This window comes from Salipiger bermudensis HTCC2601 (assembly GCF_000153725.1).
GTDB classification, from domain to species: Bacteria; Pseudomonadota; Alphaproteobacteria; order Rhodobacterales; family Rhodobacteraceae; genus Salipiger; species Salipiger bermudensis.
On the sequence record NZ_DS022276.1, the window covers coordinates 1,584,412 to 1,605,619 of the forward strand.

Here is a 21,208-nt window from a genome sequence, read left to right on the forward strand (position 1 = left end):
CGCGATGCGCCCCAGTGGCGGGTCGAGCGCAGAGCAGTAGCCTCGCGCTTGGCGGCGTTGTACTCGGAGCCGTCGAGCATGGCGACATGACCGCCGGCGCATGGCAGAGCAGGGCGCCAGCGGCGTGATCCCAGGGCGTGAGCCCGGCGGAGAGCACGAAATCCACGTGGCCCTGTGCCAGCATGCGCATCTCGTGCGCCGAGCAGCGCAGCGACAGCACGCGCTCGAACCGGGGCAGCAGCGCGGCCATCTCGGCCTGCTTGTCGGCGGGCAGCATGTAGAGCGGCAGGTAGCCCTGCAGGTTCTCGACCGGGCCGCCGGCGGAGACCGAGAGCGTGCGGCGCTTGCGGCGTTTCGGCATGACCAGCTCGGCCGGGCCACCGGTCTCGCCCAGCACCACGTCGTCCATGACGGGATCGTAGATCAGGCCGAAGACCGGGGTGCCGAAGCGCAGCGCCGAGACGATGACGCCGAAGGTGGTGAGCCCGTGGGCGTAGTTCCACGTGCCGTCGACCGGGTCGATGGTGAAGGCAAGCTCGGCATCGGCGACCTTGTCGAGCACCTCGGGGTGGTCGGCCACGTTCTCTTCGCCGATGATCAGCGCGTTGGGGAACAATGCCAGCAGGCCGCGGGCGATCATCCGCTCGGCGGCGCGGTCGGCCTCGGTCACCAGGTCCTGGTGGCTTTTCTTCTGATCGATCTCGCCGCTCTCGAGATTGCGGAAGCGGGGCAGGATCTCGGCGCGGGCGGCGCGGCGCACGAGGTTTAGGATCGAGCTGCGCTGCGCCTTGCTCAGGGTCGAGACCGGCATCGGGAGGGTGTCGCTCATCGGTCGGGTCCTTTGTCAGCCAGAAGTTGCGCAAGGCTGTGCCAGCCGCGGCGCGGGGGTGCAAGGCGGCCTATTCGCGCGCCCGCAGAACCCGCGCCGGACGGGCGGAAAGTGACCGCCAGGCGAAGCCGAGCCCGGCCAGCAGCGTGGCGATGACGCCGCCGGCGATGATGCCGAGCGCCGAGGGCCACATCACGGTGAACTCGGTCTCCATGATGAAGCGGCTGATCGCCCAGCCGCCAAGGATGCCCGCGCCGAGCGCCACCACCCCGGCGCCCGCGCCGAGCAGCGCCGAGCGCAGGGCAAAGCTCTGAAGGATGCGGGCACGGCTGGCGCCCAGCGTCTTGAGCACCGCCGCCTCGTAGGTGCGCGCCCCCTCGCCCGCCGCCGCCGCGCCGATCAGCACCAGGAAGCCGGTGAGCAGGGTGGCCGCGGCGCCCCAGCGGATGGCGCTGCCGACGCCTTCGAGCAGCTCGGCCACCCGGTCGATGGCGTCCTTGACGCGGATCGCGGTGATGTTGGGATAGCTGGACGCAAGATCGCGCAGGATCTGGGCCTCGGCCTCGGGCTCGGCGTAGACGGTGGAGATGAAGGTGTGCGGCGCGCCCTGCAGGGCGGCAGGGTTGAGCGTCATCACGAAGCCGATGCCGGCGGTGGAGAAATCCACGTCGCGGAAGCTGGTGATGGTGGCGGTGATGTCACGGCCGAGCACGTTGAAGGTGATCTCGTCGCCCAGGGCGAGGCCGATCTCCTCGGCCTCCTCGCGGGCGAAGCTGATCTGCGGCGGACCGTCATAGTCCTCGGGCCACCATTCGCCTTCGGTGATGATGGTGCGCGCGTCCGGTTGCGCGGCATAGGTGATGCCACGATCGCCGCGCACCACCCAGTGATCGCCCGCCACCTGTTGCGCGTCGACGCCGTTGATCTCGGTGATCACGCCGCGCAGCATCGGGGCGGTGTCGACCCGGCTCACCGCCTCGTCGCCCTCGAGCCGTGCGAGATAGCCGTCGATCTGGCCGGGCTGGATGTCGACGAAGAAGTAGGACGGCGCGATCTCGGGCAGGTCGCGGTTGATCGCGGCGCGCAGGTTGCCGTCGATCTGGCCGATGGCGGCGAGCACCGACAGCCCCAGCCCCAGCGACAGCACCACCGAGGCCGCGGTCTCGCGCGGGCCGCCGATGGCGCCGAGCGCCCAGCGCCAGACCGGGCGGCCGCGGGCGGCACCGGTGGCACGGCGGGCAAGCGCGCGGATGCCGGTGGCGGCGACCGCGAGGATCAGCAGCGCGCCGAGGATGCCGCCGGCGGTCCAGAGCGTGATGCGGGGATCGCCGGAGAACAGCATCGCCACGCCGACGAGCAGCGCGATCAGCAGCGCGGTGGCGATCAGGTAGCGCGTGGCGGGCAGGGCGCGGGCGCTGTCGAGCGCGTCTCGAAAGAGGGCGGCGGCGCGCACCTCCTCGGTACGGGCGAGGGGCCAGAGCGTGAAGAGCAACGCTGTCAGCACGCCGTAGATCGCCGCCTCGGCCAAGGGGCCCGGGTAGAGCGTGAAGAGCACCGGGATCGGCAGCGACTGGGTGATGAGCGGGGCGAAGATCAGCGGCACCCCGGCGCCGAGGATCAGACCGAGCGCGATGCCAAGCAGGCTCAGCGCGCCGATCTGCAGGAAATAGGTCTGGAAGATCACGCTGCGGCTGGCACCGAGCGTGCGCAGGGTGGCGATCACCGGCGTCTTGCGCGCGAGGTAGGAGCGTACCGCCGCCGAGACGCCAATGCCACCCACCGCGAGGCCCGAGAGCCCGACCAGCACGAGAAAGCTGCCCAGCCGGTCGACGAACCGCGCCACGCCCGGCGCGCCATTGCGGGCGTCGCGCCAGCGGATGCCGGTGTCGCGGAAGCGCTCCTCGGCCTGCGCCTTGAGCGCGTCGAGATCGGCACCTTCGGGCAGCAGCATGCGGTACTCGGTCTCGTAGAGCGAGCCGGGAGCCAGCAGGCCGGAGCCGTCGAGGGCGGAGGTGCGCACCAGCGTGCGCGGACCGAGGCCGAAGCCGTCGCCGGCATCGTCGGGTTCGGTGACGATGGTGGCGCTGAGGGTGAAGTCCTGCGTGCCGAGGCGGAAGCTGTCACCGGGGGCGAGGCCCAGCCGATCGGCCAGCACCGGCGCCATCACTGCGCCCGGATGCTCGGCCCCGTCGAGCGCCTGCGCCAGCGGCATCGGCGGATCGAGCACCATCTCGCCCAGCAGGGGATAGGCGTCGTCGACGGATTTGATCTGCGTTAGCCCGCGTTCCGAGCCGGCCTCGGTGTCGACCACCGCCATGGAGCGGAAATCGGTGATCTCCGACAGCGCCGTCGAGATGCCCTCGAGCCAGGCCAGCTCTTCTTCCGAGGCGAAGCGGTAGGTGAATTCCGCCTGCGCGTCGCCGCCCAGCAGGATGGCACCCTGATCGGCCAGCCCGGCCTGGATCGCCGAGCGCACCGAGCCGACGCCGGCGATGGCGGCCACGCCAAGGGTCAGGCAGGCTAGGAAGATGCGGAAGCCGCGCAAGCCGCCGCGCAGCTCGCGGCGGGCGAAGCGGGCCGAGATGGCAAGGCTCATTCGGCGGCCCTCGCCACCTCGCCGGCGACAGTGCCGTCGGTCAGCCGCACCACCCGGTCGCAGCGCTGCGCGAGGGTGTTGGAGTGGGTGACGAGCACCAGCGTGGCGCCGTGGCGGTCGCGCAGACCAAAGAGCAGGTCCATGATCGCATCGCCGTTCTTGCCGTCGAGATTGCCGGTCGGCTCGTCGGCCAGCAGGATGTCGGGGCGCGGCGCAGAGGCGCGGGCCAGCGCCACGCGCTGCTGCTCGCCGCCCGACATCTGCGCCGGGTAATGGTCGGCGCGGTGGCCCAGCCCCACCGCCTCGAGCTCGGCCTCGGCCTTGGCAAAGGCCTCGCGGTCGCCGGCAAGCTCCAGAGGGGTTGCGACGTTTTCCAGCGCGGTCATGGTGGGGATCAGGTTGAAGCTCTGGAACACCACGCCCATGTGATCGCGGCGGAAGCGCGCCAAGCGGTCCTCGTCCATCGCGGTCAGGTCGCTGCCCAGAACCGAGACCGTGCCCGAGGTTGCGCTCTCGAGCCCGCCCATCACCATCAGCAGTGAGGACTTGCCGCTGCCCGACGGCCCGATCAGCGCCAGCGTCTCGCCCTTTTCCACCTCGAGCGTGATGCCATGGAGGATTTCCACCATTCCGGCATTGCCGCGCAGGCTGAGTGTGACATCTTTCAGGGCAATGACTCGATCAGGCATGAAGGGGCGTCCGGGAAAATGATGCGTTCGCTTACATATGGGCTGCGTGCATGGCGCAGCAAGACGCTGGCCGTCACGTTGATGCTATGCGCAATCGTGGCGCTGCCTGCGCGGGCTGAAACGGTGCATCTCCTGGCGCTCGGCGATAGCCTGACCCAGGGCTACGGTCTGATCGAGGATGAAGGCTTCGTGCCTCAGATGCGGGCGTGGCTGGCCGAGCGCGGCCATGATGTGCGGCTGGTCAACGGCGGCGTGTCGGGAGACACGACGGCGGGTGGTCTGTCTCGGGTGGAGTGGTCTCTGACCCCGGAGATTGAGGGCATGATCGTGGCGCTTGGCGGCAACGACCTGCTGCGCGGGCTGCCGCCCGAGACGTCGCGCGCCAATCTCGAGGGGATTCTCGAGGTTGCCGAGGCACAGGAGATCGAGGTCTTGCTGGTGGGGATGACGGCGCCGGGCAATTACGGCCCCGACTACAAGGCGGGGTTCGACGCGATCTATCCCGAGCTCGCCGAGGAATACGACACGCTGTATTTTCCGAATTTCTTCCGGGGCATTCTGCCCGAAGGCGGCACGCCGCAGAACGCGGCGGGGATGATGCAGGGGGACGGCATTCATCCGAATGCCGACGGGGTGGCTCTGATCGTCGAGGCGATGGGGCCCTCGGTCGAAGAGCTTATCTCGCGCATCCAGAGCGGCGACTGAGCGCCGCTGGCTGCGCGTGTCGGGCTGGGGCTTACTGCGCCGGCGTCGGAGCGAGTGCGCGGCTGTCATCATTGCCGCGCAGGGCGGCCGAGATCACCGGCAGCAGGCCGAAGCTGAGGGCGGTCGCAAAGTAGAGCAGGACGGCAGAGCCGAAGGAGACATCGAAGGCGAGCCAGCTGGTGAGAGCTCCGATCAGGCCAAGAACGCTGCCCATGAGAATTGCAATTACCGCCATCTGACACTCCTTAAAAGTCGGTCCTGATTACCTTGTCGTGGGGGTATGTAGCGCTCCGAATCCGGCGGGAATGTGGCCGGGCCACGGCCATAACAGACCAATTCCCGATGACTGCACAACCTTAAGGTGTTCCAACGTAAAGCGGCGCGCCAGATGGCGCGCCGCTTGAGGCAGGATCGTGACAGGATCTCAGGGCGTTAAAGAACCGTCACCGGTGTTCCGACGGGCACGCGGTTGTAGAGGTCGATCACGTGCTCGTTCAGCATGCGAATGCACCCGTTCGATACCGAGCGGCCGATCGATTCCGGCGCAGTCGTGCCGTGGATCCGGAAATACGTGTCACGCCCGTTCTGGAACAGGTAGAGCGCGCGGGCGCCCAGAGGGTTGCTCGGACCGCCGGGCTGGACATAGTCGTTGTCGATGAACTTGCTGTAGCTCTGCGGCTCGCGTTCGATCATCTCGTTGGTCGGGCGCCAGGTGGGCCATTCCTTCTTGACCTGGATGATCGCATCGCCAGTGAATTCGAGCCCGGCACGACCGACACCGACCCCGTAGCGGATCGCTTGGCCGGGCGCGGTGACGTAGTACAGGAAGTGCGCGCGCGGAAGGATCAGGATCTGTCCCGCGGACAGGGTGTTCTTGATGCCGACCTGCTGGGGCCGGAATTTCGGATCGACCTCGAAAGCGAGGGCGGGCGCTGCGGCGGCGAGAGCGGTGCCGGCCGCGGCGCTGGCGACGAATTTGCGACGGGTGATCATTGGCAATACTCGGATCTCATTTGGACAGCGGTCTCATTCTCATCACCTCCAACGTGAAAGCAATGATGTGTTTCCACGGGGGATTGTCACAATGGCGTGGGGATCACATATAGCACATGATGAATGTAATGTGGGAGCGAGCCATGGTCAAACTTGTGTGTTTCGAGTGCGGTCAGACAAACCGCGTTCCCGAAGACCGCCTTTCGGCTGGCCCGAAATGCGGCACTTGCGGTGCGGCGCTTGTCGAAGGCAAGGCCCGCGAGATCGATGCAGAGACGCTCTCCAAGGCGATTCGCAATGACGGCATGACCCTGGTGGTGGACTTCTGGGCGCCCTGGTGCGGCCCATGCCGGATGATGGCGCCCGAGTTTTCCAAGGCGGCGAAGGCGATGACAGGGCGCGCGCGGCTGGTGAAGGTCAACACCGAGGCCCATCCCGCGGCGGCAAGTGCCTTTGGCATAAGGGGAATTCCAACGCTGATCGCGTTCCGCTCGGGCCGCGAGGCAGCGCGCCAGTCCGGCGCTTTGCCGGCAGCGCAGATCGAGGCCTTTGCGATTGGCGCCGGCTGACGACCGGCTCATTCGCGTGGCGCCCCGGCGTTGCGGCCGGCGAGCATGACGCTGATCGTGTAGGCCTTCTGCGGGCTGAGCCCGGCCATGATCGCCGCCGCCGCATCGGGGCGCATCCGTCCGAGGAAGCCGGCGGCGAAATCCGGCTCCATTTCCTCGAACAGGGCCGCGGCCTGCTTGGGCTTCATCGTGGCATAGACCTGCGTCAGTTGCGCAACGTCATCCTCGGCGGCGGTCTTGGCAACGGCCAGCGTCTCGCGCAGGCGACGCTCGGCTTCTTCCATGGCGGTCATCCGGCGATCGATCTCGGCCTCTGCGACCGACAGGGCCTGCATGCGGGCCCGAAGATCCGATTCGCGCTTGCTGACCCGCTCTTCCCGGGTCTTCAGCGCGTCGAGGATGGGTCCGATATCCGAGGCAACCGGGCAGCCGGCAGACGCGGCCTCTGCGCTCTGCGCCGGAGCAGCTTGTCCGCCGGGCTCCTGCATCGCGGACTCGTTGGACGGGGCTTCGGTACGGGGCTCCGAATCGCTTGTTTCAAGCGCCAGCGCAGCGCCCGCCTGCATCCCGATGCGCGCCAGCGCCGAGGCGATCAGCAGCCCGCCGATCACCGCGAGCACGCCGATGCTGCGGCGGGTTCTGGGGGGGGTGGTTCTTTTCCGGGCGAACTTCATCGCGACCCTCCGGGATGGCGGACAAACCTCGGCTCGGCCTCCTCCCGCGAGGGCGGAGGCGGCTGTTCCGGCAGGTCATGCAACGAGGCGAGCATGAGTTCGAGCCGCTTGGCGGCATCCTCTGCGCGCGCGGTGAGCGTTTCGAGCCGGACGGTCGATTCGCCCGCCGTGCTCTGCGCCGCCCCGAGCGTGCGGGTGAGATCGTCGACCTGCGCAGACAGCACCGCGACGGCACCGCCGACGCCGTTCTCGAGATCGGTGAAGCGCGACAGGCGGCGCGACAAGACGAAGCAGTAGAAGCCGGCGCCGAGCGCCCCGGCGGCAAGCAGGATATCGGCGATCAAGTTCATTCCGGTCCCCCTTCAGTTCAGCACGAATTCCATCACCAGCAGGTCGCGAATGCGATCCTCGCCGGCGACCATCTGGATTCGCCGCAGCATCTGCGAGCGTAGGCGGATCAGTGCGCCCGGCGCCTCGATATCCGAGGGGCGCAAGGCCCGCAGATAGCTGTTGAGCACGTCGATCACCCGCGGTGTCAGGGTCTCGACCTCGGCCACGTATTGCGGCGGCACCTCGAGGCTGGCGCGGAACCGCAGGTGGTGAAGCTCGGCGATCGTTCCCATCGAGATGACCAGCGGCTCCAGCTCGACGAAGGCGACATTGGTGTCGGGCAGCGGCAGGGCGGGGTCGCCGCCATGACCGCCGGCTGCACCTTGACCGCCCTCGCCATGGGCCTCCTCTGCCGGGGCGTGGCCGCCACCGAACGGCAACAGCCCGGACCAGGCCGCGTAGAAGCCGCCGCCGCCGCCGGCGAGCGCCAGCACCAGCCCGATCAGCATCGGCAGCTTCGATCCCTTCTTTTTCGGCGTGCCCTCGTCCTCGGCGGGGGCGTCGGCCGTGGCATCGGTCATGGCGGACCTCTCGTTCAATCCGCCGTGGTTATAGCCGCACAGGAACTAACCGATTGTTAAGTCTGATGCCCCAAAGATGGGCGCACCGGGCAGAACGGTCGGAACGGAGGATGGTCTTGCAGCAGCTGGCGACAATCTGGGGGTCTCTTGGGGGGCGCCGGCGGGTGCTGGTGATCGCCGCGACGCTGGCGACGATCGCCGCGGTTCTGGCCATGGGACGCATGGCGTCTCAGCCGTCTATGGCATTGCTTTATGCTGGCCTCGAACAGGGCGCCGCCGGCGAGGTCGTCGCGGCGCTGGAGGCGCGCGGTATCCCCTATGAGGTGCGCGGCGGTGCGATCCTTGTGCCCGATATGCAGCGCGATTCGCTGCGCATGACCCTGGCGAGCGAGGGGCTGCCGGCCAATTCCAACCAAGGCTACGAACTGCTCGACGGGCTTTCGGGCTTCGGCACGACGTCGCAAATGTTCGATGCCGCCTACTGGCGCGCCAAGGAAGGGGAGCTTGCGCGCACCATCGTCGCCAGCCCCTACATTGCCACCGCGCGGGTCCATATCGCCAATTCTACCGCGAATCCCTTCCAGCGGGATGTCTCGCCCTCGGCCTCGATCTCGGTCACGACGAATGGTGACGTCCTGTCGCCGGTGCAGGCGCGGGCGCTGAAATACCTCGTGGCGTCCGCGGTACCGGGGCTGATGCCCGAGGATGTGGCAGTGATCGACGGCAAGGGCGGCCTCATCGGCGCCGAGGATGACAGCGGCGCCGGGCCGACGGCAGAGGATCGCGCCGCGCTGCTGCGCGACCGGGTGCAGCGCCTGGTCGAGGCACGGGTCGGGCTCGGCAACGCGGTGGTCGAGGTCAGCGTCGACACCGTCACCGAAAGCGAGACCATCCGCCAAAGACAGTTCGATCCCGAGGGCCGGGTGGTGATCTCGACCGATACCGAGGAAGAGAGCAGCAGTTCCCAGGACAGCGGTGGCGGCGACGTGAGTGTCGCCTCCAACCTGCCGGATGGCGAGGCCGGGGGCGGAGACAGCTCGCAAAGCCAGAGCAGCGAAACCCGCGAGCGGGTGAATTACGAGGTCTCCGAGACCATGCGCGAGGTCACCCGCATGCCCGGCGCCATCAAGCGGCTGACCGTGGCGGTGCTGGTGAACGGCACACTGGCCGCCGGCGCCGACGGGGCGGAGCAGTTCGTGCCGTTGCCCGAGGGAGAGCTTGCGGCGCTGCGCGATCTGGTTGCCTCGGCCGTGGGTTTCGAAGAGGCGCGCGGTGACGCGATCACCATTCGCTCGATGCCGTTCGAACGCCCCGAGGGGCTGGGCACCGGCCCGGTCGAGCCGGGGTGGTTCAGCATGCCGCTCGACCCGATGACGCTGATCCAGATCGGGGTGCTCGCGGTGGTGGCGCTGATCCTCGGGCTGTTCGTGGTGCGCCCGATCCTCACCGCTCCGGCACAGGCGGCGCTGCCCGGCGCAACCGACGGCGCGCTGGCGTTGCCCGGAGGTGGGGTCGAGCCGGGCGGGGCTGCACTCGACGGCGAGATCGACGATGGAGATTTCGGCGGCTTGCCAGCGCTGGGCGGTGGCGGCGATTTCGGCGGCATGGGCATGGTCGATTTCGACAGCCCGGCCGAGGAAGACCCGGTCGATCGCCTGCGCGGCCTGATCGAAGAGCGCAAGAGCGAGACGGTCGAGATCCTGCGCAGCTGGCTCGATGACGGCGAGGACCGGACGGAGGAGGTGCAATGACCGGCCTGGCGGCGTTTCTCGAAGATTTCGGGGCCGCGCGGGCCGGCGGCCGCCCGTCCGTCGCGGTGCCGGACGAAGGCGCGCTGGAGGCTGCCAAGCTCGAAGGCTTCGACGGCGGGTATCGTGCCGGCTGGGACGATGCGATCAAGGCGCAGAGCGACGACCAGTCGCGCATCTCGAGCGATTTCGCGCAGAACCTGCAGGATCTCTCCTTCACCTACCACGAGGCCTGCAACCAGGTTCTAAACGCCATCTCGCCGCTGCTGGAAGAGGTCGTCGTCAAGCTGCTGCCCGCCGCGCTGCACCAGACGCTCGGGCTGCATCTCGCAGAGCAGCTTCGCGCCATGGCGGCCGACATCGGCCGGCTCGACGTGGTCATCGCGGTGGCTCCGGGCGGGGGAGAGGCGGTGGCGCCGCTGATCGAAGCGGATTTCGGGTTCCCGCTGAGCCTCGTCGAGGATCCGACCCTCGCCGAGGGTCAGGCCGACATCCGCTTCGGCGAGAGCGAGACGCAGGTCGATCTCGGTGGCCTCGCCCGCGAAGTCGCCGAAGCCGTACAGGGATTCGTGCAGGACAATCGGAGGAAGGCCGCGCATGGCTGAGCAGAGCGAAACCGCACGCCCGGAGGGCGCAACGCCCTTCACCGCCGTGCCGATCGAAATCACCGTCTCGGTCGGACGGGCCAGACCGCTGGTGCGAGACCTTTTGAAGCTGGGGGCCGGTTCGGTGCTGACGCTGGACAAGCGGCTCGAGGATCCGGTCGAGCTCTATGTCGGCGACCGGCTGATCGGCATCGGCGCGCTCGAGGTGGTCGATGGTGGCGAGAACGGGCAGCTCGCGGTGCGGCTGACCGAGGTCGTGGATTTCCGGAGCCCGACCTGAAGGATGTGGCGCGCGGCCCTTTCGGCGCTGATCCTCATTGCCCTGTCCACGGCGGCCACGGCGCAGGAACTGCGGCTCGACCTCGGCGGAGGCGGCTCGCTCACCGCGACCTCGCTCCAGCTTATCGCGCTGATCACCCTGCTCAGCCTCGCGCCGGGCATCGCCATCATGGTGACCTGCTTTCCGTTCCTTGTCACCGTGCTCGCCATCCTGCGCCAAGCGGTGGGGCTGCAACAGTCGCCGCCCAACATGCTGATCGTCAGCCTGGCGCTGTTCCTCACCTATTTCGTCATGGAGCCGACCTTCACCGCAGCCTGGCAGGACGGGCTCAGGCCGCTCATCGACGAGGAGATCAGCGTCGAGGAGGGGGTGGAGCGTACGCTGGTGCCGTTCCGTGGCTTCATGGCCGGGCGCACCGACGCCAACACGTTCTCCAGCATGGCGGACCTGCGCCCCGATGCCTCGGGAGAGACGCTTCGGCCCGAGGCGCCGCTGTCGCTGCTGATCCCCAGCTTCATGCTGTCCGAGATCGCGCGGGCGTTCCAGGTCGGTTTCCTGATCTTCCTGCCCTTCCTGATCATCGACCTCGTGGTCGCCGCGATCCTGATGTCGATGGGCATGATGATGGTGCCGCCAGCGATCGTGTCGCTGCCGTTCAAGCTGGCCTTCTTCGTCATTGCCGACGGCTGGTCACTGCTCGCCGGTGCGCTAGTGCGAAGTTACTTCTAGCGTCGCAAACTCAGAGCTCGGGGGCGTCATCGGGCACGTCCGCGTGCAGGTGGCGCTCGCCGCGGGCGCGGGCCAGCGCGATCTGCTTCTGGCGCTCGCGGAAGCGGGCCTTGTCCTCGTCGGAGGTCTCGTCGATGCAGAGATGGCAGGAAACACCGTGCTCGTATTCGGGGCGGTCGCGATCCCCGGGCAGGATCGGACGGCGGCAGGCGTGGCACAGCAGGTGCGGCCCCTCGCGTAGCCCGTGCTCGACCGAGACGCGGCCGTCGAAGACAAAGCAGCTGCCCTGCCAGCTGCTGTCCTCCGCCGGCACCTCCTCGAGGTATTTCAGGATCCCGCCCTTGAGGTGATAGACCTCCTCGACCCCCTGGCTCATCAGCCAGTTGGTGGATTTCTCGCAGCGGATGCCGCCGGTGCAGAACATCGCGATGCGCTTGTTGTGGAAGCGCTCCTTGTTCTCCTCCCACCAGGCCGGGAAATCGCGGAAGCTCTCGGTCTGCGGGTCTACGGCGCCCTCAAAGGTGCCGATGGCGACCTCGTAATCGTTGCGCGTGTCGATCACCGCCACGTCGGGCGAGCGGATCAGTGCGTTCCAGTCGGCGGGCTCGACATAATGGCCGACCCTGGCGCGGGGATCGACATCGGGCTGGCCCATGGTGACGATCTCGCGCTTCAGCCGGACCTTCATCCGGGCGAAGGGCCGCTCCTGCGCCGTCGAGAGCTTCCATTCGAGCCCGTCGCAGCCGGGCAGGGCGCGGAGATGCGCCAGCACCGCGTCGATGCCGTCGCACGGCCCGGCGATGGTGCCGTTGATGCCTTCGCCGGCCAGCAGCAGCGTGCCGGTGACCTGCCGGGCGTGACAGAGCTCGAGCAGCGGCGCGCGCAGCGCGTCCGGATCGTCGAAGCGGGTGAAGTGATAGAGGGCGCAGACCGTAAACATGGGCGAGACATAGGCCCAAGCCCGCGCTGCGCGCAAGCGGACAGGATGGCGCGCCCCGGTCCGCGCGCGCGGGTCCGGACAAACGGCGGTTATTTGCGGGGAAAATCGAGGCGATCCAGGCAACTTTCACGTGCGAGGTGACGCGACTTCGCGCGCGACCCGGGCAGGCAGGGCCGGAGTGGGCGGCGCCAAGATCGCGTGGGGTGCGGTTGCAACGACCTTCGTTGGGCCAAGCGCGCCGTCGCCTACGGTGGCGGAGTGAGCGCATCGCCTCGCCTTGACCCTGCCTCCGGGCGGGGTCAGGGTCTGCTCGAAGACACAAGGAGGCTCCGCCATGCACGCGCTTGTCGTGATCGACGTCCAGAACGATTTCTGTCCCGGAGGCGCGCTCGCCGTGACCGGGGGAGACGAGATCGTCGCCCCGATCAACGCCATGATGGCAGAGTTCGACGCGGTGATCCTGACGCAGGACTGGCACCCGGCGGGGCATTCCTCCTTTGCCAGCCAGCACCCGGGAAAGGCGCCGCTCGAGATGACCGAGATGCCCTATGGGCCGCAGGTGCTCTGGCCCGATCATTGCGTGCAGGGCTCGCTGGGCGCGGCGTTCCATCCGCGGCTCGACACCGACCGCGCCGAGCTGATCATCCGCAAGGGCTTCCGCCCCGGGATCGACAGCTACTCGGCCTTCTTCGAGAATGACCACGAGACCCCGACCGGGCTTGAGGGGTATCTGCGCACGCGCGGCATCGACCGACTGACACTGGTCGGGCTTGCGACGGATTTCTGTGTCAATTTCTCGGCCGTGGATGCCGCGACGCTCGGCTTCGAGGTGACTGTACGCGAGGCGGCCTGCCGCGGCATTGACCTCGGTGGTTCGCTCGCGGTGGCACGGGCGGGGATGCAGGAGGCCGGCGTCACGCTGGCCTGATCCGACATCCGACGGCGGAAAATCCCGTCCGAGAAAGCGCTTGGACCCCTCGGCAAGGATGGCGTATCAGGGGCTTCGACGTTGCGAACGAGGAAACGCCCGTGGAAATCGCCACCCGAGTCTGGAACCACAAGTGGAAGATCGACCCGATCGTCCGCTCGTTGATCGACACCGATTTCTACAAGCTGCTGATGTGTCAGTCGGTGTTCCACAACCGCCCCGACGTGCAGGTGACCTTCAGCCTGATCAACCGCTCGCACCACGTGCCGCTCGCCAAGCTGATCGACGAGGGAGAACTGCGCGAGCAGCTCGACCACATCCGCTCGCTGTCGCTGACCCGCGGCGAGAGCACCTGGCTCCGGGGCAACACGTTCTATGGCAAGCGCCAGATGTTCCGCCCCGACTTCATGGAGTGGTTCGAGAACCTGCGCCTGCCGCCCTATTTCCTCGAGCGCGTCGGCGATCAGTACGAGCTGACCTTCGAAGGCTCCTGGCCCGAGGTCATGCTGTGGGAGATCCCGGCGCTGGCGGTGCTGATGGAACTGCGCAGCCGCGCCGTACTCGACGACATGAAGAAGTTCGAGCTTCAGGTGCTTTACGCCCGCGCCACCGCCAAGCTCTGGGAGAAGATCGAGCGGCTGCGCGACCAGCCGGGCCTGAAGATCGCCGATTTCGGCACCCGCCGGCGGCACAGCTTCCTCTGGCAGGACTGGTGCGTGCAGGCGATGAGCGAGGGGCTGGGCGATCGCTTCACCGGCACCTCGAACTGCCTGATCGCCAAGAACCGCGATCTCGAGGCCATCGGGACCAACGCGCATGAGCTGCCGATGGTCTATGCCGCGTTGGCCGAAGACGACGCGGCGCTGGCCCGTGCGCCCTATGACGTGCTGGCCGACTGGCACGAGGAACACGAGGGCAACCTGCGCATCATCCTGCCCGACACCTACGGCACCGAGGGGTTCCTCGAGCGCGCGCCGGACTGGCTGGCGGGGTGGACCGGCATCCGCATCGACAGTGGCGACCCCGAGCGTGGCGCGGAAACGGCGATCGACTGGTGGAAGACGCGCGGCGAGGATCCGACCCAGAAGCTGGTGATCTTTTCCGACGGGCTCGACGAGGAGAAGATCCTCGAGCTCTCCCGCAAGTTCGCTGGCCGGGTCCGGGTCTCCTTCGGTTGGGGGACGCTGCTGACCAACGATTTTCGCGGCCTCACGCCCGATGACCGGCTGGCGCCGTTCAGCCTCGTGTGCAAGGCGGTGAGCGCCAATGGCAGGCCGACGGTGAAACTGTCGGACAATCCCAACAAGGCGATGGGCCCCGAGAGCGAGATCGCGCGCTACAAGCGGGTCTTCGAGGTCGGCGAGCAGGAGCGGCGCGACGTCGTGGTCTGATCCCCGCGCGCAAGAATTTTCGTACGAAAATTCTTCGAGCCCATCGGTGAATTCAAAATCTTTAGCTAAAGATTTTGCCGCACCGCACCGCAGCCATGGTCTAGGCTGGCCATGGCGCAAGGTGCGGGCTAGAAGGGCGCGGCAGTATCTGTAAGGTGGCATCATGGCTGGTATCGAACCGCAGCCCGGGATCATGGAAATCGCGCTCTACGAGGGCGGGAAATCCAGCGTCGCGGGCGTGTCGAACGTCGTCAAGCTGAGCTCGAACGAGAACCCGTTCGGCCCGTCTCCCGCCGCACAGGAGGCGGTGAAGCGGGTCGTCCACGAGATGCATCGCTACCCCTCCACCGATCATGCCGAGCTGCGCGCCGCCATCGCCGAGGTGCACGGGCTCGATGCCGCGCGCATCATCTGCGGCGTGGGCTCCGACGAGGTGTTGCAGTTCCTGTGCCACGCCTATGCCGGCGAGGGCGACGAGGTGATCCACACCGAGCACGGCTTTGCGATGTACAAGATCCTCGCCCACGCGGTCGGTGCGACGCCGATCGAGGTGGCCGAGACCGAGCGCGTGGTCTCGGTCGACAACATCCTCGCTGCCTGCAACGACCGCACCAAGCTGGTGTTCATCGCCAACCCCAACAACCCGACCGGCACGATGATCGGGTTGGCCGAGATCGAGCGGCTGGCCGAGAACCTGCCGCCGCAGGCAATCCTCGTGCTCGACGGCGCCTATGCCGAATATGTCGAAGGCTACGACGGCGGCGCGCAGCTGGTCGAATCGCGCGGCAACGTGGTGATGACCCGCACCTTCTCCAAGCTCTACGGGCTGGGCGGCATGCGTGTCGGCTGGGGCTACGGCCCGAAAGAGATCATCGACGTGCTGGCCCGCATCCGCCAGCCTTTCAACCTGTCGAACGTGGCCCTTGTGGCCGCCGAGGCGGCGATCCGCGACACGGCGCATGTGGAAAAGAGCCGCGAGGACAACTCCCGCCTGCGCGCATGGCTCGCCGAGGCGCTGGCCGAGCATGGCGTGCCCTCCGATGCCTCGACCGCGAATTTCGTGCTGGCGCGCTTCACCAGCCCCGACGAAGCATGGGCCTGCGACACCTACCTGCAGAGCCAGGGCATCATCGTGCGCCGGGTCACCGGCTACAAGCTGCCGGCGGCGCTACGCATCACCGTGGGTGACGAGGCCTCGTGCCGCCGCGTGGCGCATTGCATCGGACTGTTCAAGGCAGGCGCCCGATGAGCTACGACAAGGTCGCCCTGATCGGTCTCGGCCTGATCGCGTCCTCTATGTACTGGGCGATGAAGCGGGCCGGCATGGCGGCGCATGTGTCCGGCTACGCCCGCAGCAGCGAGACCCGCGAGACCGCACGCCGCATCGGTCTGTGCGACACGGTCTGCGACAGCGCCGAAGAGGCGGTGAAGGATGCCGACCTGATCGTTCTGGCGGTGCCGGTGGGTGCCATGGGCCGCGTCGCCGAGGCCATCGCGCCGCATCTCAAGCCCGGTGCCACCGTGACCGACGTGGGCTCGGTCAAGAAGGCGGTGATCGACGAGGTCGGCCCGCACATCCCCGAGGGCGTGAACTTCGTTCCCGCCCACCCGATGGCGGGCACCGAGCATTCCGGCCCCGAGTCGGGCTTTGCCTCGCTCTACGACAACCGCTGGTGCCTGATCGTGCCGCATGGCGCTTCGGAAGAGGCGACCGCGGCGCTCGAGACCTACTGGCAGGCGCTGGGCGCCAACACCCAGCGCATGGAGCCCGCGCACCATGATCTGGTCTGCGCCGTGGTGAGCCACGTGCCGCACCTCATCGCCTACACGATGGTGGGCGTGGCCGACGATCTGCGCCGGGTGTCGGATCAGGAGGTGATCAAGTTCTCCGCCGCAGGCTTTCGGGATTTCACCCGCATCGCGGCGTCGGACCCGACAATGTGGCGCGATGTCTTCCTGACCAACAAGGAAGCCTCGCTCGAGATCCTCGGTCGCTTCACCGAGGAGCTTTTCGCCCTGCAACGGGCGATCCGCACCGGCGACGGTGACACGCTGTTCGACTACTTCACCCACACGCGCGAGATCCGGCGCGGCATCCTGCAGGCCGGGCAGGACACCGACGCGCCGGACTTCGGCCGGATCCGGAAGGAATGAGCATGCGGGGGCTCTGGGCGCTGATCTGTCTTCTGACACTTGCGTCGCAGGCCCCTGCCTCCGCTCCCGACCGCTCGCTGCGCCCGCTGGCACGGGAGGCCGTCGCTCAGGCGGTCCCGGCGCCACAGCCCGCCGTCATCGTCAGTGCTGCTCCCGACGGTACGCTGTCGCGCCGCCGGCCCGAGGCGCGCCCCTCCGGGATGGCCGACGTGTTCCGCGATGCGTTGGCGCAGGATCTGCGCGCCGCGGGTGTGCCGGGTTTCGTGCCCGAGGAGGCCGCTGCCGGAATCGCCCGGGCCAAGGCCTTTGCCGCGCGCTCGCCGCAGGCCATCGCGCTGTCGCTGCGGCCGCTGCTGCGACCGAAGGCGATGGTCGAGAAGGCCATGGCACGGCGCCAGCAGCGCGCCCGCGGCGCGGTCTGCGGCGACCTTGCGATCCAGGGGCAGCAGGTGGGATTCGTGCCGGGCCGCATTTCTGCCTGCGGCATCGAGAACGCGGTGAAGCTGCGCTCGGTGGCCGGGGTCACGTTGAGCCAGCAGGCGCTGATGGACTGCACCACCGCCAAGACCCTGAAACGCTGGATCGAGCAGGGTCTGAAGCCCGCCGTCGGCAGCCAGGGCGGCGGCGTCGCGGGGCTCCGGGTGGCCGCGCATTACGCCTGCCGGACCCGCAACAATCGCCCCGGCGGCAAGATCAGCGAGCACGGCAAGGGCCGCGCCATCGACATCTCGGGCGTGATGTTGCGTGATGGATCCGAGATCAGCGTGCTGCGCGACTGGGGCGGTGGCGCCAAGGGGCGCGCGCTGCGGCAGATGCATCGCACCGCCTGCGGGCCCTTCGGCACGGTGCTCGGGCCGGGCTCGGACGGTTATCACCGCGACCACCTGCATTTCGACACCGCGCGCCACCGCAGCGGCTCCTACTGCCGCTGACGCGGCTTGGCCGTCCCTCAAGTCCGGGCGCAGGCCGGACCCGAACGGTATGATCGTCGAGCTGCACGAGATGGCGAACCGGTCCGTCGCAGGCCCTCCGGGCTCCCTCATCGCGAGAGATTTCCGGCGGCTCAGAAACGATGCTGCGGGCGGGGCGGGGATTGTTCCGGCAAGTTGATAATTTGAGGCGAAAAAGTGGCGTTCACTTGCCAAGAGACTGATTTTCGTCAAATTCTCGGAGCTGCGGTGGGGGCCGCTGAACCGGAGTCGTACGGCCAATGCGAGCCTTCGTCCTGTCCATCGCGGTCGTTCTGGCCGCCACACCGCTGTCGGGGGATATCGCCTGGCAGACCGGGCGCATGGCGCCGGGGTCGGTGATGGTGATGGCAGAGCAGGGTGGGCCGGTCCTGTCCCATGTGGCGCAGGGCCGGGATGGCGGGCTGTTCCGGTTCGATACCTACGAGGGCAAGGGCACCGCGCCGGTCTACCATGGCAGCTACTACACCAATGACCGGGGCGAGGTGGTGCGCAGCGTGACCGCCGAAGGGCAGGTCACCGAGTACGAACCGCACCGCTGTGCCCGCACGCTGGGGACATGCAGCTTCGTGATCCTCCATTCCGACGGCTTTCGGGAAACCCGCAGACGGGTGACCCGCGAGACGGTTCTGGGCCTGGCCTGGACGGAATGGGGGCTCGACGGGCTGGTCTCCAGCGGCGCGCTCGAGCTCGATGGGCTCGGCGTCGCCAGGACGGGATGGCAGAGGGATCACCGGAGCGGCCGCAGCACGTTGTCGCGACGGATCCTGATGACGCTGCGCTAGACGCGTGGCGCCGTGACAGTCCGGACGTCCCCGCTAGGGGGCGTCCAGGTATCGAGAGGTGCGGGGCGGGCAAGGGCCTGCCCCGCAACGTCCGGGTGGGTGATCAGCTTTCAGGGCCGATCAGCGCGCCGATCACGGCACGGGCGCTCTCGGAATCCCATTCCGCGTCGCCGCGCAACCGCGCGACCTCTTCGCCCTCGGGGTTCAGGATCACCGTGATCGGCAGGCCGAGCACGCCCATCTCGCGCGCCAGCACCGAACCGGGATCGCGGTGCAGCGGCAGGCTGTCGACGCCGATCTCCTCGAAGAACTCCTGCATGGCCGGCGGCGGGTTGCGCCCGGTGGCAATGGTGACGACCTCGAAACTGTCGCCGCCGAGCGCGTCCTGCAGCGCCGCCAGCGCCGGCATTTCCTTGCGGCAGGGCGCGCACCAGGTGGCCCAGAAGTTCACCAGCACCCATTTGCCCTGCCAGTCCGAGAGCGCCAGCGGCTCGCCCTCGAAGGTCTCGAAGGCTGCGGTCCCGGCGGGCTTGGCCTCGGAATGGAAGTTCAGCTTCTTCATGTCGCCGTCGCGCAGCGCCTCGGCGGCGCCGGTATCGGCGAGCGCCGGATTTGCAAGCGCCGCGGTGGCGGTATAGAGGAGCGCAAGCGCCAGTTTTCTCATGATCCCTCCCGGAGTGATGCCATGTCCGACAAGTCCTCGAACCAGATGTGGGGCGGCCGCTTTGCCGCTGGTCCAGACGCGATCATGGAGGCGATCAACGCCTCGATCGGGTTCGACAAGCGGCTCGCGGCTCAGGATATCGCCGGATCTCGTGCCCATGCCGCCATGCTTGCCGCCACGGGCATCATCAGTGATAGCGATGCCGAGACCATTCGGGAAGGTCTGCTCACGGTACTGTCAGAGATCGAGGAGGGCCGGTTCGAATTCTCCACCGCGCTCGAGGACATCCACATGAACGTGGAAGCCCGTCTCAAGGAGATCGTCGGCGAGCCGGCGGGCCGCCTGCACACCGCGCGCTCGCGCAACGACCAGGTCGCGACCGATTTCAAACTCTGGACCCGCGACCAGTTCGACGCCTTCGAGCAGGGCCTGCTGGCGCTGATCCGGGCGCTGGTCGACCAGGCCGAGGCGGGCGCCGCGTGGGTGATGCCGGGCTTCACCCACCTGCAAACCGCGCAGCCGGTGACCTGGGGCCACCACATGCTGGCCTATGTCGAGATGTTCGCCCGCGACCTGAGCCGGGTCCGCGACGCGCGCAAGCGGATGAACGAATGCCCGCTGGGCTCGGCGGCGCTGGCCGGCACCGGCTTTGCCATCGACCGCCACATGACCGCAGAGGCGCTGGGCTTCGACCGCCCGACCGCGAACTCGCTCGATGCAGTCTCGGACCGCGATTTCGCGCTCGAGTTCCTGAGCACGGCCAGCATCTGCGCCATGCACCTGTCGCGCTTCGCCGAGGAACTGGTGATCTGGTCCTCGGCCCAGTTCCGCTTCGTGGCGCTGTCGGACCGGTTCTCCACCGGCTCCTCGATCATGCCGCAGAAGAAGAATCCCGATGCCGCCGAGCTGATCCGCGCCAAGATCGGCCGCATCTTCGGCGCCAACGTGGCGCTGATGACGGTGATGAAGGGGCTGCCGCTGGCCTATTCCAAGGACATGCAGGAAGACAAGGAACAGGTCTTCGACGCCGCCGACAACCTGATGCTGGCGCTGGCCGCCATGGAAGGCATGGTCAAGGACATGTCGGCCAATGTCGACAACCTCGAGGCCGCGGCCTCGGCCGGCTTTTCGACCGCGACCGACCTCGCCGACTGGCTGGTGCGCGAGACCGGCCTGCCGTTCCGCGACGCGCATCACGTCACCGGATCGCTGGTGGCGATGGCCGAGGGCAAGGGCTGCGACCTGCCGGACCTGTCGCTCGAGGAGATGCAATCGGTGAGCGGTGCGATCACCGAGGGTATCTATGATGTGCTGGGTGTGCATAACTCGGTGGCGAGCCGCCTGAGTCACGGCGGCACCGCGCCTGCCCGCGTGCGCGAGCAGGTGGCCCGCTGGAAGGAGATCCTCGCATGATCCGTGTCGTCCTGAGCCTCGGTCTGGTCGCCCTGCTTGCCGCCTGCGGCGCCGAAGGCGCGCCGGTCGCGCCCGAGCCCGAACCGGAGACCCCGCCGCCGGGCCTGTCGATCTCGGGCACGGCGTCGGTCGGCATTTCCAGCCGGTGAGCCTGCGGCTGCGCCATCTCTGGCTGGCGCTGGCGCTCTGGGGCGCGGTGCACCCGATGGTGTATTTCGTGGGCTGGCTGGCGCGGAACGGCTGGTCCCCTGGCAGCTTGATCGACGCCTGGTTCGCCAACGCCGCCACCACCGGTCTGACCTGGGACCTGATGATCAGCGCCGTGGTGCTGACGCTCTGGGTGCTGGCCGAGGTCGCGGTGCGGCGCAACTGGGAGGCGCTGTGGGCTGTTCCCGCAACGTTCCTGATCGGCGTGAGCTGCGGATTGCCGCTCTATCTCTGGCTCCGCTCCCGGCCCGTCTGACGAAGCGGAGCGCGCCCTGCGGGGCGCGCGCTGGTCGTCTTGCCGGCGACCTTCGGCCACCGGCGCGGAGGCCGTGGTCGGCGTGACGCCTCTGCCTTGGGCGGGGCCTCGTGGTGGCGGCGGGATTTGGAGTATTTGGAACGTAGAGAAGCCAGGGGCGCGGCGCGGGGCCGG

Annotated in this window: 25 protein-coding genes; 15 read left to right on the forward strand and 10 right to left on the reverse strand. The window is 68.1% G+C overall.

Annotated features, from left to right (window positions below):
* The 3 genes from R2601_RS07485 to R2601_RS07495 all read right to left on the reverse strand — a co-directional run.
* A partial coding sequence (locus R2601_RS07485; protein WP_007795974.1) for an inositol monophosphatase family protein occupies positions 1 to 829 on the reverse strand: 829 nt, incomplete at its 3' end.
* 70 nt (positions 830 to 899) lie between these two features.
* On the reverse strand, positions 900 to 3,425 hold the full coding sequence (locus R2601_RS07490; RefSeq protein WP_007795977.1) for an ABC transporter permease: 2,526 nt from the start codon (positions 3,423 to 3,425) through the stop codon (positions 900 to 902).
* The gene (locus R2601_RS07495; RefSeq protein ID WP_040544480.1) at positions 3,422 to 4,114 is read right to left on the reverse strand and encodes an ABC transporter ATP-binding protein; all 693 of its coding nucleotides are present in this window, start codon (positions 4,112 to 4,114) and stop codon (positions 3,422 to 3,424) included. The genes R2601_RS07490 and R2601_RS07495 overlap by 4 nt, the downstream gene beginning before the upstream one ends.
* Positions 4,115 to 4,132: 18 nt before the next feature.
* Between R2601_RS07495 and R2601_RS07500 the strand changes: the two genes are divergently transcribed.
* Positions 4,133 to 4,819, forward strand: coding sequence for an arylesterase (locus R2601_RS07500; protein WP_007795984.1), 687 nt, complete (start codon positions 4,133 to 4,135; stop codon positions 4,817 to 4,819).
* A gap of 31 nt (positions 4,820 to 4,850) precedes the next feature.
* On the opposite strand, the gene R2601_RS07505 is transcribed toward R2601_RS07500, so the two are convergent.
* Both R2601_RS07505 and R2601_RS07510 read right to left on the reverse strand, forming a co-directional pair.
* Complete coding sequence (locus R2601_RS07505; protein WP_110740003.1) at positions 4,851 to 5,054, reverse strand: hypothetical protein; 204 nt, start codon at positions 5,052 to 5,054, stop codon at positions 4,851 to 4,853.
* A 197-nt stretch (positions 5,055 to 5,251) separates the two neighbouring features.
* Positions 5,252 to 5,812 (reverse strand): L,D-transpeptidase, encoded by a 561-nt coding sequence (locus R2601_RS07510; RefSeq protein WP_007795989.1) that lies wholly within the window; start codon positions 5,810 to 5,812, stop codon positions 5,252 to 5,254.
* Between the two features lie 143 nt (positions 5,813 to 5,955).
* Here R2601_RS07510 and trxC point away from each other — a divergent pair, with 143 nt between their 5' ends.
* On the forward strand, positions 5,956 to 6,381 hold the full coding sequence (gene trxC, locus R2601_RS07515) for a thioredoxin TrxC (RefSeq protein WP_040545210.1): 426 nt from the start codon (positions 5,956 to 5,958) through the stop codon (positions 6,379 to 6,381).
* 8 nt (positions 6,382 to 6,389) lie between these two features.
* On the opposite strand, the gene R2601_RS07520 is transcribed toward trxC, so the two are convergent.
* From R2601_RS07520 to R2601_RS07530, 3 genes are read right to left on the reverse strand one after another with little or no spacing between them, the layout of a single operon-like run.
* Positions 6,390 to 7,055 (reverse strand): MotE family protein, encoded by a 666-nt coding sequence (locus R2601_RS07520; protein WP_007795993.1) that lies wholly within the window; start codon positions 7,053 to 7,055, stop codon positions 6,390 to 6,392.
* Positions 7,052 to 7,405 (reverse strand): hypothetical protein, encoded by a 354-nt coding sequence (locus R2601_RS07525; RefSeq protein WP_007795997.1) that lies wholly within the window; start codon positions 7,403 to 7,405, stop codon positions 7,052 to 7,054. Before R2601_RS07525 ends, R2601_RS07520 begins: the two co-directional genes overlap by 4 nt.
* 12 nt (positions 7,406 to 7,417) lie before the next feature.
* Positions 7,418 to 7,966, reverse strand: coding sequence for a flagellar basal body-associated FliL family protein (locus R2601_RS07530; protein ID WP_007796001.1), 549 nt, complete (start codon positions 7,964 to 7,966; stop codon positions 7,418 to 7,420).
* Positions 7,967 to 8,076: 110 nt separating this feature from the next.
* Between R2601_RS07530 and fliF the strand changes: the two genes are divergently transcribed.
* From fliF to fliP, 4 genes are read left to right on the forward strand one after another with little or no spacing between them, the layout of a single operon-like run.
* The gene (gene fliF / locus R2601_RS07535; protein WP_007796003.1) at positions 8,077 to 9,717 is read left to right on the forward strand and encodes a flagellar basal-body MS-ring/collar protein FliF; all 1,641 of its coding nucleotides are present in this window, start codon (positions 8,077 to 8,079) and stop codon (positions 9,715 to 9,717) included.
* Positions 9,714 to 10,319, forward strand: a complete 606-nt coding sequence (locus tag R2601_RS07540; protein ID WP_007796005.1) for a FliH/SctL family protein — start codon at positions 9,714 to 9,716, stop codon at positions 10,317 to 10,319. The genes fliF and R2601_RS07540 overlap by 4 nt, the downstream gene beginning before the upstream one ends.
* Positions 10,312 to 10,599 (forward strand): FliM/FliN family flagellar motor switch protein, encoded by a 288-nt coding sequence (locus R2601_RS07545; protein ID WP_007796007.1) that lies wholly within the window; start codon positions 10,312 to 10,314, stop codon positions 10,597 to 10,599. Before R2601_RS07540 ends, R2601_RS07545 begins: the two co-directional genes overlap by 8 nt.
* A 3-nt stretch (positions 10,600 to 10,602) precedes the next feature.
* Positions 10,603 to 11,328, forward strand: a complete 726-nt coding sequence (gene fliP / locus R2601_RS07550; RefSeq protein WP_007796010.1) for a flagellar type III secretion system pore protein FliP — start codon at positions 10,603 to 10,605, stop codon at positions 11,326 to 11,328.
* 10 nt (positions 11,329 to 11,338) lie between these two features.
* On the opposite strand, the gene trhO is transcribed toward fliP, so the two are convergent.
* Positions 11,339 to 12,268 (reverse strand): oxygen-dependent tRNA uridine(34) hydroxylase TrhO, encoded by a 930-nt coding sequence (gene trhO / locus R2601_RS07555; protein ID WP_007796014.1) that lies wholly within the window; start codon positions 12,266 to 12,268, stop codon positions 11,339 to 11,341.
* Between the two features lie 334 nt (positions 12,269 to 12,602).
* Here trhO and pncA point away from each other — a divergent pair, with 334 nt between their 5' ends.
* From pncA to R2601_RS07585, 6 genes are all read left to right on the forward strand, one after another.
* The gene (gene pncA / locus R2601_RS07560) at positions 12,603 to 13,196 is read left to right on the forward strand and encodes a bifunctional nicotinamidase/pyrazinamidase (protein ID WP_007796017.1); all 594 of its coding nucleotides are present in this window, start codon (positions 12,603 to 12,605) and stop codon (positions 13,194 to 13,196) included.
* 101 nt (positions 13,197 to 13,297) lie between these two features.
* Positions 13,298 to 14,587, forward strand: a complete 1,290-nt coding sequence (pncB, locus tag R2601_RS07565) for a nicotinate phosphoribosyltransferase (protein ID WP_007796020.1) — start codon at positions 13,298 to 13,300, stop codon at positions 14,585 to 14,587.
* A gap of 163 nt (positions 14,588 to 14,750) precedes the next feature.
* A complete protein-coding gene (gene hisC, locus R2601_RS07570; RefSeq protein ID WP_007796023.1) occupies positions 14,751 to 15,836 on the forward strand; it encodes a histidinol-phosphate transaminase in 1,086 nt (361 codons plus the stop codon).
* Positions 15,833 to 16,741, forward strand: a complete 909-nt coding sequence (locus tag R2601_RS07575) for a prephenate/arogenate dehydrogenase family protein (RefSeq protein WP_007796026.1) — start codon at positions 15,833 to 15,835, stop codon at positions 16,739 to 16,741. Before hisC ends, R2601_RS07575 begins: the two co-directional genes overlap by 4 nt.
* A gap of 2 nt (positions 16,742 to 16,743) precedes the next feature.
* Complete coding sequence (locus R2601_RS07580) at positions 16,744 to 17,673, forward strand: extensin-like domain-containing protein (protein WP_007796029.1); 930 nt, start codon at positions 16,744 to 16,746, stop codon at positions 17,671 to 17,673.
* Between the two features lie 278 nt (positions 17,674 to 17,951).
* Positions 17,952 to 18,494: a hypothetical protein gene (locus tag R2601_RS07585; RefSeq protein ID WP_007796032.1), complete on the forward strand. Its 543-nt coding sequence runs from the start codon at positions 17,952 to 17,954 to the stop codon at positions 18,492 to 18,494.
* Between the two features lie 103 nt (positions 18,495 to 18,597).
* Here the strand turns inward: R2601_RS07585 and R2601_RS07590 are convergent, their stop codons facing one another.
* A complete protein-coding gene (locus R2601_RS07590; protein ID WP_007796036.1) occupies positions 18,598 to 19,158 on the reverse strand; it encodes a TlpA family protein disulfide reductase in 561 nt (186 codons plus the stop codon).
* 21 nt (positions 19,159 to 19,179) lie between these two features.
* Here R2601_RS07590 and argH point away from each other — a divergent pair, with 21 nt between their 5' ends.
* From argH to R2601_RS07605, 3 genes are read left to right on the forward strand one after another with little or no spacing between them, the layout of a single operon-like run.
* A complete protein-coding gene (argH, locus tag R2601_RS07595; RefSeq protein WP_007796040.1) occupies positions 19,180 to 20,571 on the forward strand; it encodes an argininosuccinate lyase in 1,392 nt (463 codons plus the stop codon).
* A complete protein-coding gene (locus R2601_RS07600; protein WP_007796044.1) occupies positions 20,568 to 20,720 on the forward strand; it encodes a hypothetical protein in 153 nt (50 codons plus the stop codon). The genes argH and R2601_RS07600 overlap by 4 nt, the downstream gene beginning before the upstream one ends.
* The gene (locus R2601_RS07605) at positions 20,717 to 21,034 is read left to right on the forward strand and encodes a DUF2834 domain-containing protein (RefSeq protein ID WP_007796047.1); all 318 of its coding nucleotides are present in this window, start codon (positions 20,717 to 20,719) and stop codon (positions 21,032 to 21,034) included. Before R2601_RS07600 ends, R2601_RS07605 begins: the two co-directional genes overlap by 4 nt.
* Positions 21,035 to 21,208 lie beyond the last annotated feature (174 nt).

What these genes read in the sequence shown, in the direction of transcription:
- R2601_RS07490 (WP_007795977.1), bottom strand. Translation starts at nt 3,425, where the DNA reads ATGAGCCTTGCCATCTCGGCCCGCTTCGCCCGCCGCGAGCTGCGCGGC.
- R2601_RS07495 (WP_040544480.1), bottom strand. Translation starts at nt 4,114, where the DNA reads ATGCCTGATCGAGTCATTGCCCTGAAAGATGTCACACTCAGCCTGCGC.
- R2601_RS07500 (WP_007795984.1), top strand. Translation starts at nt 4,133, where the DNA reads ATGATGCGTTCGCTTACATATGGGCTGCGTGCATGGCGCAGCAAGACG.
- R2601_RS07505 (WP_110740003.1), bottom strand. Translation starts at nt 5,054, where the DNA reads ATGGCGGTAATTGCAATTCTCATGGGCAGCGTTCTTGGCCTGATCGGA.
- R2601_RS07510 (WP_007795989.1), bottom strand. Translation starts at nt 5,812, where the DNA reads ATGATCACCCGTCGCAAATTCGTCGCCAGCGCCGCGGCCGGCACCGCT.
- trxC (WP_040545210.1), top strand. Translation starts at nt 5,956, where the DNA reads ATGGTCAAACTTGTGTGTTTCGAGTGCGGTCAGACAAACCGCGTTCCC.
- R2601_RS07520 (WP_007795993.1), bottom strand. Translation starts at nt 7,055, where the DNA reads ATGAAGTTCGCCCGGAAAAGAACCACCCCCCCCAGAACCCGCCGCAGC.
- R2601_RS07525 (WP_007795997.1), bottom strand. Translation starts at nt 7,405, where the DNA reads ATGAACTTGATCGCCGATATCCTGCTTGCCGCCGGGGCGCTCGGCGCC.
- R2601_RS07530 (WP_007796001.1), bottom strand. Translation starts at nt 7,966, where the DNA reads ATGACCGATGCCACGGCCGACGCCCCCGCCGAGGACGAGGGCACGCCG.
- fliF (WP_007796003.1), top strand. Translation starts at nt 8,077, where the DNA reads ATGGTCTTGCAGCAGCTGGCGACAATCTGGGGGTCTCTTGGGGGGCGC.
- R2601_RS07540 (WP_007796005.1), top strand. Translation starts at nt 9,714, where the DNA reads ATGACCGGCCTGGCGGCGTTTCTCGAAGATTTCGGGGCCGCGCGGGCC.
- R2601_RS07545 (WP_007796007.1), top strand. Translation starts at nt 10,312, where the DNA reads ATGGCTGAGCAGAGCGAAACCGCACGCCCGGAGGGCGCAACGCCCTTC.
- fliP (WP_007796010.1), top strand. Translation starts at nt 10,603, where the DNA reads ATGTGGCGCGCGGCCCTTTCGGCGCTGATCCTCATTGCCCTGTCCACG.
- trhO (WP_007796014.1), bottom strand. Translation starts at nt 12,268, where the DNA reads ATGTTTACGGTCTGCGCCCTCTATCACTTCACCCGCTTCGACGATCCG.
- pncA (WP_007796017.1), top strand. Translation starts at nt 12,603, where the DNA reads ATGCACGCGCTTGTCGTGATCGACGTCCAGAACGATTTCTGTCCCGGA.
- hisC (WP_007796023.1), top strand. Translation starts at nt 14,751, where the DNA reads ATGGCTGGTATCGAACCGCAGCCCGGGATCATGGAAATCGCGCTCTAC.
- R2601_RS07575 (WP_007796026.1), top strand. Translation starts at nt 15,833, where the DNA reads ATGAGCTACGACAAGGTCGCCCTGATCGGTCTCGGCCTGATCGCGTCC.
- R2601_RS07580 (WP_007796029.1), top strand. Translation starts at nt 16,744, where the DNA reads ATGCGGGGGCTCTGGGCGCTGATCTGTCTTCTGACACTTGCGTCGCAG.
- R2601_RS07585 (WP_007796032.1), top strand. Translation starts at nt 17,952, where the DNA reads ATGCGAGCCTTCGTCCTGTCCATCGCGGTCGTTCTGGCCGCCACACCG.
- R2601_RS07590 (WP_007796036.1), bottom strand. Translation starts at nt 19,158, where the DNA reads ATGAGAAAACTGGCGCTTGCGCTCCTCTATACCGCCACCGCGGCGCTT.
- argH (WP_007796040.1), top strand. Translation starts at nt 19,180, where the DNA reads ATGTCCGACAAGTCCTCGAACCAGATGTGGGGCGGCCGCTTTGCCGCT.
- R2601_RS07600 (WP_007796044.1), top strand. Translation starts at nt 20,568, where the DNA reads ATGATCCGTGTCGTCCTGAGCCTCGGTCTGGTCGCCCTGCTTGCCGCC.